At 70.4% G+C, this 12,664-nt stretch carries 12 protein-coding genes; 6 read left to right on the top strand and 6 right to left on the bottom strand.

The features are described 5' to 3' along the window. The first annotated feature begins 59 nt into the window (after positions 1-59). Both AB0230_RS02580 and raiA read left to right on the top strand, forming a co-directional pair. Positions 60-698 carry a phosphoribosyltransferase family protein gene (locus AB0230_RS02580; RefSeq protein WP_363578729.1) on the top strand — a complete coding sequence of 213 codons (639 nt, stop codon included), beginning with the start codon at positions 60-62 and terminating at the stop codon, positions 696-698. A 120-nt stretch (positions 699-818) separates the two neighbouring features. Further along, positions 819-1,481: a ribosome-associated translation inhibitor RaiA gene (gene raiA / locus AB0230_RS02575; RefSeq protein ID WP_363393005.1), complete on the top strand. Its 663-nt coding sequence runs from the start codon at positions 819-821 to the stop codon at positions 1,479-1,481. Between the two features lie 61 nt (positions 1,482-1,542). On the opposite strand, the gene AB0230_RS02570 is transcribed toward raiA, so the two are convergent. Next, positions 1,543-2,856 (bottom strand): hypothetical protein, encoded by a 1,314-nt coding sequence (locus AB0230_RS02570; protein WP_315993301.1) that lies wholly within the window; start codon positions 2,854-2,856, stop codon positions 1,543-1,545. Between the two features lie 184 nt (positions 2,857-3,040). Between AB0230_RS02570 and secA the strand changes: the two genes are divergently transcribed. Both secA and AB0230_RS02560 read left to right on the top strand, forming a co-directional pair. Continuing rightward, positions 3,041-5,839 (top strand): preprotein translocase subunit SecA, encoded by a 2,799-nt coding sequence (secA, locus tag AB0230_RS02565; protein ID WP_363393002.1) that lies wholly within the window; start codon positions 3,041-3,043, stop codon positions 5,837-5,839. A 223-nt stretch (positions 5,840-6,062) separates the two neighbouring features. Then, a complete protein-coding gene (locus AB0230_RS02560) occupies positions 6,063-7,289 on the top strand; it encodes a pyridoxal phosphate-dependent aminotransferase (RefSeq protein WP_366373793.1) in 1,227 nt (408 codons plus the stop codon). Positions 7,290-7,527: 238 nt separating this feature from the next. Here the strand turns inward: AB0230_RS02560 and AB0230_RS02555 are convergent, their stop codons facing one another. After that, the gene (locus AB0230_RS02555) at positions 7,528-7,962 is read right to left on the bottom strand and encodes an Rv3235 family protein (protein ID WP_315993298.1); all 435 of its coding nucleotides are present in this window, start codon (positions 7,960-7,962) and stop codon (positions 7,528-7,530) included. 138 nt (positions 7,963-8,100) lie between these two features. Next, positions 8,101-8,382: an excisionase family DNA-binding protein gene (locus tag AB0230_RS02550; protein WP_315993297.1), complete on the bottom strand. Its 282-nt coding sequence runs from the start codon at positions 8,380-8,382 to the stop codon at positions 8,101-8,103. 225 nt (positions 8,383-8,607) lie between these two features. On the opposite strand from AB0230_RS02550, the gene AB0230_RS02545 reads away from it, so the two are divergent. Further along, entirely contained in the window at positions 8,608-10,104 is a 1,497-nt protein-coding gene (locus AB0230_RS02545; RefSeq protein WP_056226906.1) for a sensor histidine kinase, read from the top strand. A 133-nt stretch (positions 10,105-10,237) separates the two neighbouring features. Here AB0230_RS02545 and AB0230_RS02540 read toward each other — a convergent pair whose 3' ends face one another. Then, complete coding sequence (locus AB0230_RS02540) at positions 10,238-10,486, bottom strand: WhiB family transcriptional regulator (RefSeq protein ID WP_013583608.1); 249 nt, start codon at positions 10,484-10,486, stop codon at positions 10,238-10,240. Between the two features lie 211 nt (positions 10,487-10,697). Between AB0230_RS02540 and AB0230_RS02535 the strand changes: the two genes are divergently transcribed. After that, positions 10,698-11,078, top strand: coding sequence for a histidine kinase (locus AB0230_RS02535; protein ID WP_363392993.1), 381 nt, complete (start codon positions 10,698-10,700; stop codon positions 11,076-11,078). Positions 11,079-11,132: 54 nt separating this feature from the next. On the opposite strand, the gene bcp is transcribed toward AB0230_RS02535, so the two are convergent. Together bcp and rsgA are read right to left on the bottom strand one after the other, a co-directional pair. Then, on the bottom strand, positions 11,133-11,606 hold the full coding sequence (gene bcp / locus AB0230_RS02530; RefSeq protein ID WP_315993295.1) for a thioredoxin-dependent thiol peroxidase: 474 nt from the start codon (positions 11,604-11,606) through the stop codon (positions 11,133-11,135). After that, entirely contained in the window at positions 11,603-12,661 is a 1,059-nt protein-coding gene (gene rsgA / locus AB0230_RS02525) for a ribosome small subunit-dependent GTPase A (RefSeq protein WP_315993294.1), read from the bottom strand. The genes bcp and rsgA overlap by 4 nt, the downstream gene beginning before the upstream one ends. Between the last annotated feature and the right edge of the window lie 3 nt (positions 12,662-12,664).

Raw genomic sequence — 12,664 nt, 5'->3', positions numbered from 1 at the left:
CCCTCCACCGTGCGGGAATCGGGCCCCCGGACGGCGATCGGCTCCTCCAGGCTCGAGGAATGGATCCCCGGTCCCTCCTCGCCGACGCGGCGCGCGACGCGCTGACGTTCTGGCTCCCCGTCGCGTGCGCGGGATGCGACGCTCTCGATACGGCGCTGTGCGAGGGATGCCGCCGCGCCCTCGCTCCGCAGCCGGTGCGCCGCGTCCTCGCGCCGGAGCTGACCGTCACGAGCGCCCTCGTCTTCGCAGGACCCACGGCCCGGATCATCCGGGGCCTGAAGGAAGACGGCCGCACCGCCCTCGCGAGCGCTCTCGCCCCCGCCCTGCGCGCCGTCCTGGGCGCGATCCCGCCCGAGGCCGTGATCACCACCGTGCCCTCGACGCGTGCCGCTTTCCGCCGACGGGGGTATCGCCCGGTCGAGCTCATCCTGCGTCGAGCGGGGCACCGCGACCAGCGGGTGCTGCGTCTGCGGCGCGCCCCCCGCGATCAGCGCGGTCTCGATCGCGACGCGCGTCGCCTCAACGTCGGGGGAGCGTTCGTCGCCCGTGGTGTCACGGGGCTGCCCGTCGTCGTGGTCGACGACGTCGTGACGACGGGAGCCACCCTGCTCGAGGCGGCGAGGGCATTGCGCGACGCGGGGGCTGCCACGGTGGTCGCCGTAACGCTGGCGCACACGCCGCGACGCGGGGGTCTCTGAGGTGAACCGGAGGTGATTGACACGTGACACCGCGGTGCCGCAGCACTAGCGTAGGGATGACTGAAGGCGACGGACGTTCCGCCCTTAGACCGGGCGGAACCCGGAACAAGGAGGTCACGGATGGACACCAACATCGTCGGCGTGGGAGTCGGAATCACCGATCGATTCCGCTCGGTGGTCGAAGAGAAGGTCAGCCGCATCGAGCACCTGGCTCCCCGGGCGAACACCCTCGAAGTCAAGGTCACACATCGCTCCTATCGCAACGGTCGAATGGAAGACGATACGGTCGAGCTCACCCTCGACGGCAAGGGCCCCGTCGTGCGGGCCGAGGCCACGGACGCCGATAAATTCGCCGCTCTCGACCTCGCGGTCGACAAGATCTCGGAGCAGGTCCGCCGCGCGAAGGACAAGCGCGTCGACGCCCGCAACCACCCCCGCGGTGCGAAGTTCGAGAAGGGCACCGGGGAACTCTCCGGAATCGATGTCGAGCCCGCCTCCGTCGATGTTCTGCGCGCCGTCGCCACCGGGTCCGTGCCGGTGCAGGACGACAGCGTCGAAGAAGAGGACTACTGCCCCGTCGTCATCCGCCAGAAGGAGTTCGAGGCCGAGTGGATGACGGTCGAAGAGGCGGTCGACCGGATGGAGCTCGTCGGCCACGACTTCTTCCTGTTCATCGACGCCCGCACCGACCACCCGAGCGTCGTGTACCGCCGCAAGGGGTGGGACTACGGCGTGATCGAGCTGACGACGCAGGCGTCGCCGATGGTCTCCGTGGCATCCTGACGCAGGCATGAACGACGCCCTCGGCCGGATGGCCGGGGGCGTCGTCGTGACGGGCGAGAGCTCAGCCGTCGAAGATGTCGCCGAGCAGCGAGCCGATGACGAGACCGCCGAGCATGCCGCCGACCATGTTGCCGCCGCCCATGCCGCCTCCGCGTCCGTAGCCGCCGCCGCGCCCGTAGCCGTCCCCGCCCCAGTCGTTCGGGCGGGACTGCTCGATGTCGCGCTGGGCGATCTGAAGAGCCTCGGATGCCAGCGACCCGGCGCGTCGTGCGGTGGCGAGAGCCGTCTCGCGCTGGTCCTCCGCGATCGGCCCGAGCGGGAGGCCGGCGCGCAGGCGCTCCGCCTCGACGAAGCGCGTGCGCGCATCGGCGCCGATCCATCCCCGGTGCCCGGTGATGAGGCCCCGCGCGACCGCCAGCTGACGATCGGCGTCGTCGATCGCGTGCTCCACCTGCTCCTGCGACGGCACCGGACGCGCGGCACGTTCACGGGCGAGATCGAGGGCGGCGTTGGCCTGGCGCAGCGACGACAGCGCGGCGAAGGGGTCGCTGCGCGTCCCCGACGCGGGAAGGGCGGTGAGCGCCTGCTGAAGGGTCGCCATCGCCGCGGTCACCGCGGGCGTCTGTGCGCCCTGGCGTGCCTCGACCAGGTCGGTGCGCGAGTCGTCGACGACGGCGGCGAGGGTCGACTCGGCGCGCAGCGCCTCGATCTCGAACGTGTCGACGGCATCCAGAAGCGATTCCGCGCGTCGGACCGCCTCGGTCGCGGCCTCGAGGGCGACGGAGGCCTGCTCCCGTTGGCCGGCTTCGCGGCGTCGCTCCGAGACGCCCGCGGTGTGCACCGCGAAGTCGAGGAGCTGCTCGATCTCATCGGGGTTGCCGCCGATCTGGGCGAGAGCGGACTCGCTGTACCGGCGGGACAGGCGCTCGACGACCTCCCGCGCGCCGGGGATCCGTGCGGCGAGGCGGTCGCGGTCGGCGCGCACGCGCGCCAGGGTCTCGGGCGCGCGACGCACGGCGTCGATCTTCGGCTGCAGGACCTGCGTGCGCTCCTCGAGGAGGTCTTCGGCCCACTCCGAGAGCTGGATGATGCGGGCGTTGCGCGTGCGCAGCTCTTCTTTGGTGTCGGGGATCTCGTCGTGGTTCAGCTGGTGCAGCTGGAACGCCTCGGCGAGGTGCGTGCGGACGGAGTCGAGGGCCGCCGCGAGATCCTCCGTGGCCTTGTCGCCGAGTTCCGCGCGGGCGAAGTCGAGCTCGTCGGAGGTGAGCCGGACCCGTTCGTCGGCCGCGACGATCGCGAGCTCGGCTCGACGTGCCAGATCGGCATCCGCCGCGTCCTGCTCTTCGCGCTTCCTCTTGCCCCAGAAACCGGCCATGGCTCGATCCTAAGCGGCGGGTTCCCGGCCGTCGCCGTGTGTTCGCTACGGGCGCGCAGAGAGACGTCCGGATTGCGGCCTCCTCGCAGGTCACGAACGGGTAACACGGATAGCATGAGGGGCGTATGCCTGTTCGCAGGCCGGCGTCCGCGCGGGCGCCGCACCCGACAGATGGAGATTCTTCGTGGCAAATCCGCTCGAGAAACTGCTGCGCGCCGGCGAAGGCCGCATCCTGCGCCGCCTGCAGGGCGTCGTGAAGGCGACCGGCGCCCTCGAAGAGGACTACGAGCAGCTCACCGACGACGAACTGCGCAACGAGACCATCGAGCTGCGTGCCCGCTACGACGCGGGTGAGACGCTCGACCAGCTCATGCCCGAGGCCTTCGCCGCCGTCCGCGAGGCGGCCAAGCGCACGCTCGGACAGCGTCCCTACGACGTGCAGATCATGGGCGGCGCTGCCCTGCACCTGGGCAACATCGCCGAGATGAAGACCGGTGAGGGCAAGACCCTGACCGCGGCCCTCCCGGCGTATCTCAACGCCATCGCGGGCAAGGGCGTCCACGTCATCACGGTGAACGACTTCCTCGCCAGCTATCAGTCCGAGCTCATGGGCCGCGTCTACCGCGCGCTCGGTATGACCACGGGCACCGTCGTGGCGGGCCAGACCCCCGAGGTGCGCCGCGAGCAGTACGAGGCCGACATCAGCTACGGCACGAACAACGAGTTCGGCTTCGACTACCTGCGCGACAACATGGCGTGGCGCAAGGAAGACCTCGTGCAGCGGGGGCACTTCTTCGCCATCGTCGACGAGGTCGACTCGATCCTCATCGACGAAGCGCGCACGCCGCTGATCATCTCGGGTCCGGCGTCGGGTGAGGCCAACCGCTGGTTCGCCGAGTTCGCCAAGCTCGCCCGCACCCTCGAGGCCGGCGTCGACTACGAGGTCGACGAGAAGAAGCGCACCATCGGCGTGCTCGAGCCCGGCATCGAGAAGGTCGAGGACTACCTCGGCATCGACAACCTGTACGAGTCGGCGAACACCCCGCTCATCTCGTTCCTCAACAACTCGATCAAGGCGATCGCCCTCTTCAAGCGCGACACCGACTACGTCGTCATGAACGACGAGGTCATGATCGTCGACGAGCACACCGGCCGCATCCTCGTCGGTCGCCGGTACAACGAGGGCATCCACCAGGCGATCGAGGCGAAGGAGGGCGTGCCGGTCAAGGCCGAGAACCAGACGCTGGCCACCGTCACGCTGCAGAACTACTTCCGCCTGTACGACAAGCTCTCGGGCATGACCGGTACCGCCGAGACCGAGGCCGCCGAGTTCATGTCGACCTACAAGCTGGGCGTCGTCCCGATCCCGACGAACAAGCCGATGATCCGGAAGGATCAGGCCGACCTCGTCTACAAGAACGAGACGGCGAAGTTCGCCCAGGTCGTCGAAGACATCGTCGAGCGCCACGAGAAGGGCCAGCCGGTCCTTGTCGGCACCACGAGCGTCGAGAAGAGCGAGTACCTCTCCCGCCTGCTGGCGAAGAAGGGCGTCCGCCACGAGGTGCTGAACGCCAAGAACCACGCCCGTGAGGCCGAGATCGTCGCCCGCGCCGGTCGCCTCGGCGCCGTCACCGTCGCCACCAACATGGCCGGTCGCGGTACCGACATCATGCTCGGCGGCAACGCCGAGTTCCTCGCCGTCCAGGAGATGAAGGCGAAGAACCTCGACCCGGTCGAGACGCCCGAGGCCTACGAGGCGGAATGGGACGGCGTCTATACGACGATGCGCGACACCGTCGCGGAGGAGGCGGCGAAGGTCACCGCGGCCGGCGGTCTGTACGTGCTCGGGACCGAGCGGCACGAGTCCCGACGTATCGACAACCAGCTCCGCGGTCGCTCCGGCCGACAGGGCGACCCCGGCGAGAGCCGGTTCTACCTGTCGCTCACCGACGACCTCATGCGCCTGTTCCAGTCGGGCGCCGCCGAGGCGATCCTCGCGCGCACCAACTTCCCCGACGACGTCGCGATCGAGTCGGGCCTGGTGTCGCGGGCGATCAAGAGCGCGCAGTCGCAGGTCGAGGCGCGCAACGCCGAGATGCGCAAGAACGTGCTGAAGTATGACGACGTGCTCAACCGCCAGCGCGAGGCCATCTACGCCGACCGCCGTCACATGCTCCAGGGCGACGACATCGCCGACCGCGTGCAGCACTTCATCGAAGACGCCATCACGGCCGTCATCGACGACCACACCGGATCGGGTCACACCGAGTCGTGGGACTTCGACGCCCTGTGGACCGAGCTCAAGACCCTCTACCCGGTGAGTGTCACGATCGACGAGGTCGTGGCCGAGGCCGGCGGCAACAAGGGGCGGATCACGCCCGAGGGGCTCAAGCGCGAGATCATCTCCGACGCGCGCATCGCCTACGACAACCGCGAGAAGGCCCTGGGTGAGCAGGCTCTGCGCGAGCTCGAGCGCCGCGTGGTGCTGCAGGTGCTCGACCGTCGCTGGCGCGAGCACCTCTACGAGATGGACTACCTCAAAGACGGCATCGGCCTGCGCGCCATGGCCCAGCGCGACCCGCTCATCGAGTACCAGCGCGAGGGCTACCAGATGTTCCAGTCGATGATGGGGCAGATCAAGGAGGAGTCGGTCGGCTTCCTGTACAACCTCGAGGTCGAGGTGCGCAGCGTCGAGGGCGAGCCCGCGGCGCAGGTCGAGGCCAAGGGCCTGACGCCCACCCCGGTCGAGACGCAGCGCCTGGAGTACTCCGCGGCCAACGATGCCGGCGAGGTCGAGGTGCGCAACGACCGCGGCCAGGTGCAGCAGGCGGCGACCAACCGCCTCCGCCAGGCCCAGCCGGCGGCTCCGGCCGCCGAGGCCGCTCCGGCAGGCGCGCGCGGCGCCTTCGGCCAGCGCACCGACGCTCCCGCGGACGCCGCACCCGGCAACCGCGCCGATCGTCGCGCCGCGAAGAAGAAGTAAGGCCCTCGAAGAACGGATGCCGTGTCCCGCTGCCGGGGCACGGCATCCGTCGTTCACCCCCGCACGCGCAGTGGTCCCGTTCGGCGCCGCTTCGCAGCGGTCGCCGTCGTCACGGTCCCTCGCCCGCGGGATCCGCGCGACGATCTCCGCCGCCGGCGGGGACGACCGCATGCGGTCCACCCGGTGTCGATTGGCCGGATCGGCCCGGGGATATCCTGAACCGATGAGCCCGCTTCGCCCTCTCGACCAGTCCTCCAAGCTGAAGGACGTCCTCTACGAGATCCGCGGGGAGGCCCTCGTCGAGGCCGATCGACTGGAGGCCGACGGGCACGCGATCCTCAAGCTCAACACCGGCAATCCGGCGATCTTCGGGTTCGAGGCACCGCACCAGATCGTGCGCGACATGATCGCGTCGGTGCCGAACGCGCACGGGTACAGCGACAGCCGCGGCATTCTGTCGGCGCGGCGCGCTGTCGTGTCGCGCTACGAGCAGGAGCCCGGGTTCCCGCACCTCGACCCCGATCACGTGTTCCTCGGCAACGGGGTCTCCGAGCTCATCACGATGACGATGCAGGCCCTGCTCGACGAGGGCGACGAGGTGCTCATCCCTGCGCCCGACTACCCGCTGTGGACGGCGATGACGAGCCTCGGCGGCGGTACGCCCGTGCACTACCTGTGCGACGAGCAGCGCGAGTGGCAGCCCGACCTGGAGGACATCCGGTTGAAGATCACACCGCGGACCAAGGCGATCGTCGTCATCAACCCCAACAACCCCACCGGCGCGGTTTACTCGCGCGAGATCCTCGAAGGCATCGCCGACATCGCCCGCGAGAACTCGCTCCTCGTGCTCGCCGACGAGATCTACGACCGCATCCTCTTCGACGACGCCGTGCACATCCCGATGGCCACGATCGCGCCCGACCTGCTCGTGCTGACCTTCAACGGCCTGTCCAAGACGTACCGCGTCGCGGGCTACCGCTCGGGGTGGCTCGCGATCACGGGTCCCAAGGAGCACGCGCAGGGCTTCCTGCACGGCATCAACCTGCTCGCATCCACGCGACTGTGCCCGAACGTGCCGGCGCAGTTCGCCGTGCAGGCGGCGCTGTCGGGCGTGCAGTCCATCGACGCGCTGATCGCGCCCTCGGGTCGTCTGCACGAGCAGAGGGATGCCGCCTGGCAGGGCCTCGAGGCCATCCCCGGGGTGTCGTGCGTGCTGCCCCGCGGTGCGCTCTACGCGTTCCCGCGCTTCGACCCCGAGGTGTACGAGATCCCGGACGACGCGAAGTTCGTGCGCGACTTCCTGGTTGCCGAGCACGTGCTGCTCGTGCAGGGGTCGGGCTTCAACTGGCCCGCGACCGACCACGTGCGCATCGTCACCCTGCCCGAGGCCCGTGTCATCAGCGACGCGATCGAGCGGCTCGGCAACTTCCTCGCGTCCTGGCGCCCGTAAGGCGGCGCCAACCGCGAGGCGCACGGATCCCGACGCGCCCGCCGGTGGCACCAGGCCTCGGCGGCCACCGTGCGCCGGAGGTGCTCGATGTGCGGCCGGCCGCGCCACGTCGTGGGCCCCGCGCCGTGACGGCGAGCTCCGAGCCACGGCGAGCGTCGGCGCGCCCCGAAGGGGGCGGGCGTTCGGCGGCCCTGCGGAGGCGTCGCCGGTCGCGACGGGTGCCACGCGGCGACAGTGCTCAGAGCAGGCCCAGTGCCGTCACGCGCCAGCGTCCGTCCATTCCCTCCAGGCGCACGGCGATGGCACGCGTGCGGACGCGCGCGGACGCGGTGACGGTCGCCTCGACGACCCCGTCCGCGGGGGAGGAGATGTGGACGCTGCGGATCTCGTGGACGTCTCGACGGGCGGGCACGCGACGGGCGCTGCGGGCGCGGGTGGCGAGATTGGCGCGCGTCACGAGCGAGCGGTAGACCTCTTCCGACAGCCAGCGCGCGAGCTGCTCGACCTCGCGCACCCCGGCGAGGACCTCGAGGATGCCGCGGACGATGTTTCGCACGAAGACCTCGGGTGCGGGGAGCTGATCGGTCGAGGTCCTCTGCCGGGCGAAGAACTCCTCACCGCGCGGTCGCGATGAACGGGCACGTTCGGGGTCGGGTTCGGGTGCGAGTGACATGGGTCCCCTCCGTCGTGCGGATTCGGCGAGTGCGGATGAACGTGCGGCCGAGCGTAGGGGAGCGTGGGCGTACGACACCGCGCTTATGCGCCACCTGTGGATGACCGATGCGAGGGGTGAGGTGGGGAGGAGGCGCGGTCAGTCGTCGTGCCGCAGCTCGCCCCGGCCCCAGAGCTCGGGGAAGCTCGCGGCCTGCGACTGCCGCCAGAGCGCCGCGCGGCGGGCGTCCTCGATCCGGGCCTCGACGTAGGCGTCGACGCTGTCGCGGTCGATGCGCCACCGTGCGGGTGAGCCGAGGGCGGCTCCTCGCAGGTGCCCCTCGTGCACGAGGGCGACGATCTCGTCGGGCGTGAGCGCGAGGGCGGCGGCGGCGTGCTCGAGTGCGACGAATCTCTCTTCGGGTGAGGGATCAACCGGCATCCCGTCATTATGTCCCCCTTTCCGGGGGAGTGCGGGGTTCACCCGCGCCCGTGCGAAAGGGCGGTCGACCGGGGGAACGGCGGTGGTCCGAGGAATCCTCCGTGATCGGCTTTCGCCACCCCAGGGCGCCGGACACACAGGACCTTCCCCCGTCGCATCACCCGCGACGCGTCCGCCGCGTCGCGCGGCGCGCGACGACGCGGGAGCGGCCCCTAGGGTGGAGGGGTGTCGACACTCAGTGAACTCGTCTACGCCCAAGGTCGCTCCAGCGAGGCGGATGTCGAGTGGCTGCACCGCCTCGCCGGCGACGGGCAGCTGCTCGCCGACCTCGCCTTCGCCGACATCGTCATCTGGGTCCCGACCCCCGACGACTCCTTCGTCGCCGTCGCGCACACCCGGCCCGGGGGAGCGGCGACGCTGTTCTACCGCGACATCGTGGGCGACCGGGTACGTCCGCAGTGGCGCACCCAGGTGCGCGAGGCGTTCCAGAGCGGACGCATCGTCGACTCGGCATCCCCCGACTGGTTCGAGGAGACCCCCACGCGCGTGCGTGCGGTGCCGATCGTGCGTGAGCTCTCGCGCGAGGGCAACGCCGTCACGACGGTCGGCGTGCTGACCCGGCACACGAACCTCGGCGAGACGCGCACGCCGTCGCGTCAGCAGATCACCTTCAACGACTGCGCCGACGACCTGTTCGGCATGATCTCTTCGGCGGAGTTCCCCGACCTGTCCGCGCCGACCGCACCTCGTCGTGGAGCCCCGCGCGCGTCGGACGGACTGATCCGTCTCGACGTCGACGGGATCACGACCTTCGCGAGCCCCAATGCGCTGTCGGCGTTCAATCGCATGGGCTTCGACGACGAGCTCGAGGGCGAGTCGCTGGCCGAGGTCACCGCTCGCATCCTACCGGCGAAGCGACAGGACGTCGACGAGTCGCTCCCGGTCGTGGTGAGCGGGCGCGCACCGTGGCGCGCCGACATGGAGGCGCGCGGCGTGCAGGTCTCGCTGCGGACGATCCCCCTGCGCGATCGCGGCAACCGCATCGGCGCGATCGTGCTCAGCCGCGACGTCACCGAGATCCGCCACCAGGAGCAGGAGCTCATCACCAAGGACGCGACGATCCGTGAGATCCACCACCGGGTGAAGAACAACCTGCAGACCGTGGCGTCGCTCCTGCGCATCCAGGCGCGGCGCACGCACTCCGACGAGGCGCGAGACGCGCTCACGCAGGCCATGCGACGGGTCTCGGCCATCGCCGTCGTGCACGACACGCTGTCGGAGGGCCTCGCGCAGAACGTCGACTTCGACGACGTCTTCGCGCGCGTGCTCAAGCTCGTCGCCGAGGTCGCGGCGGCCCCCAACACCCGCGCGCGCACGCGCAGCACGGGCAAGTTCGGCACGCTGCCCAGCCAGTTCGCCACGCCCCTCGCGCTCGCGCTCACCGAGCTGGTGACCAACGCGGTCGAGCACGGGCTCGCCGGTCAGGAGGGCGACGTCGAGATCGCCGCCGAACGCACCGGCGAGATGCTCGAGGTCAGCGTCCGCGACACGGGCGTCGGCCTGCCCGAGGGTCAGGTGGGCCGCGGCCTGGGCACGCAGATCGTGCGCACCCTCATCCAGGGCGAGCTCGGAGGAACCATCGATTGGCACACGCTGATGGGCAGCGGAACCGAGGTCACCATCGAGATCCCGCTGCGCTACATCGGCGGCTCGTCCGCCTGAGGCATCGCGTTGCTCGCGGGTACGCGGGAGTCCCGCCGTTCTCGGGGCGAGGTCTGCGCGCCTCTCCCTCCCGCGGCACGACGAAGCCCGCCCCCGGAGGGACGGGCTTCGTCGAACGGCGGATGCCGTGAGGTCAGGAGGCGCGGCGGGCGCGAGCGGCGCGGCGCTTGAGCGCGCGACGCTCGTCTTCGCTCAGACCGCCCCAGACGCCCGAGTCCTGACCGGACTCGAGGGCGTACTGCAGGCAGACCTCGGTGACGGTGCAGCGCGCGCAGACCGACTTGGCCTTCTCGATCTGGTCGACCGCGGGGCCGGTGTTACCGACGGGGAAGAACAGTTCGGGGTCGACGGTCAGGCAGGCTGCTTTGTCGCGCCAATCCATAGGGGTGCTCCTTGTAACAGAAATTTCGACGATTCGGCACCGGGATTCGGGTCCGGTACCCTGGTGGGAACGCGAGCGATTGCTCGCCCCACTTCGCTGTGGGAGCACACGGCTTGTTCCATGCTCCCATAGCGATTCCGCCTGATCAAGAGGTAACCGGCAGGTTTCCGGATCGTAACGGCGCAGCCGCGCCCGTCGGGGAGGCTCTCGGATGCCCATTCGCCTGGCGGCCGCCGCCCTCCTCGGACTCGAGGCCGTCGGCATCCTGGCGCTCGCCGGATGGCAGACCGTCGCCCTCATCGGCGGCGACACCGACTCGGTGGTGAGCTCCATCGCCCTGATCGTCCTGACGGTGATCGGCGCCGCGATCGTCGCCGCCTTCGGGGTGGCCACCGCGCGCGACGTGTCGGCCGGTCGGTCGGGCGGCATCGTCACCCAGCTTCTCGTGCTGTCGGTCGCGATCGGTGCCATCACGGGGGAGTGGGCCGCGCCGGGCATCGCGCTCCTCATCGCCGTCCCGGCGGTGATCGGACTGATTCTGCTGGCCCTGGCGGTCCGCGCCGCAGCCCCGCGGCGTCGAGACGACGACTGACGTGAGAAGACCCCGCCGGCCGCGAGAGCGGGGCGGGGCCTTCGGAGCTCGGAGTCAGGCGGCGTCGAGACCGAGCGTCTTGCGCAGACGCGCGACATGGCCGGTCGCCTTGACGTTGTACAGGGCCTCGACGATCTTGCCGTCCTCGTCGACGACGAAGGTCGAGCGCAGGACGCCGGTGATCGTCTTGCCGTAGTTCTGCTTCTCGCCCCACGCGCCGTACGCCTCGTGGATCGCGTGGTCGGGGTCGCTCAGCAGCGGGAAGGTGAGCCCGTCGCTGTCGCGGAACGCGCGCAGCTTCTCGGGGGTGTCGCGCGAGATGCCGAGCACGGTGTACCCGGCGCCCTGCAGCGAAGCCAGGCTGTCGCGGAAGTCGCATGCCTGCGTCGTGCACCCGGGCGTCTGCGCGGCGGGGTAGAAGTACAGGATCACGCGGCGTCCGCGGAAGTCGCCCAGCGAGACGGGGTGCTCATCCTGGTCGAGAAGGGTGAAATCGGGCGCGGTGTCGCCCTTATCGAGGTTCGTCACCCGTCCAGCCTAGAGCGCTCGATGCCCTGGAACGTCGTCAGCAGGCGCTGCAGGGAATCGAGTCTCGCGGCGGCCCCCGGACCCAGGCGCCCGGATTCGACCGCCTCCACGATCGCGCAGTCGGGGGCATCGGGCAGGTGGGTGCACCCGCGGGGGCACTCCTCGGCGACCTCCGCGAGGTCTGTGAAGGCACCCAGCACGTGCGCCGGGTCGACGTGGCCCAGCCCGAAGGAGCGGACGCCGGGTGTGTCGATGACCCATCCCGAACCGGCGGGGCCGCGATAGCGCAGCGATACGGCCGAAGACGACGTGTGGCGGCCTCGACCGGTGACGGTGTTGACGTGTCCGGTGGCGCGCTCGGAGCCGGTGAGCGCATTCACCAGGGTGGACTTGCCCACGCCCGAGTGCCCGACGAACACCGTCGCGTGGCCGGCGATGGCCTCGCCGATCTCGTCGAGCGGCATGTCGCCCTGCGCGCTCGTGAAGACGCGGAGATCGAGGCCGGCGAAGTGCGAGAGGAACTCGCTCGGGTCGGCCAGGTCGGTCTTGGTGACGACGAGGAGCGGGCGGATGCCGGCATCGAGCGCCGCGACCAGGTAGCGGTCGACGAGGCGCTCCCGCGGTTCGGGATCGGCCGCCGCCACGACGATGAGCATCTGGTCGGCGTTGGCGACGATGACCCGCTCCACCTGATCGGTATCGTCGGCGCTCCGGCGCAGTAGCGACGTGCGCTCCTCGATGCCGACGATGCGCCCGAGCGTGCCCTCGTCGCCCGAGAGGTCGCCCACGACGCGCGCCCGATCGCCGTTGACGATGGGCTGCTTGCGCAGCTCGCGCGCCCGGGTGGCGAGCACGCGCCGTTCGTCGGGGCCGTCCTCATCGACCAGGACCGTGTAGCGCCCGCGATCGACTCCGAGCACGCGCGCGATCTGCGCGTCGGCGTGCGCCGGGCGCCGCTTCGTGCGCGGGCGGTTGGCCTTGGGGTTGGGACGCACCCGGATCGACGACTCGTCGAACTCCAGGTCGTCGTCGTCCGCGTCGTCGAGCCAGCTCACGCG

This window comes from Microbacterium sp. NPDC089190 (genome assembly GCF_040701795.1).
Lineage (GTDB): Bacteria > Actinomycetota > Actinomycetes > Actinomycetales > Microbacteriaceae > Microbacterium > Microbacterium galbum.
The sequence above is the reverse complement of the archived record's forward strand: the minus strand, read 5'-3'. Positions and strand labels throughout refer to the sequence as shown.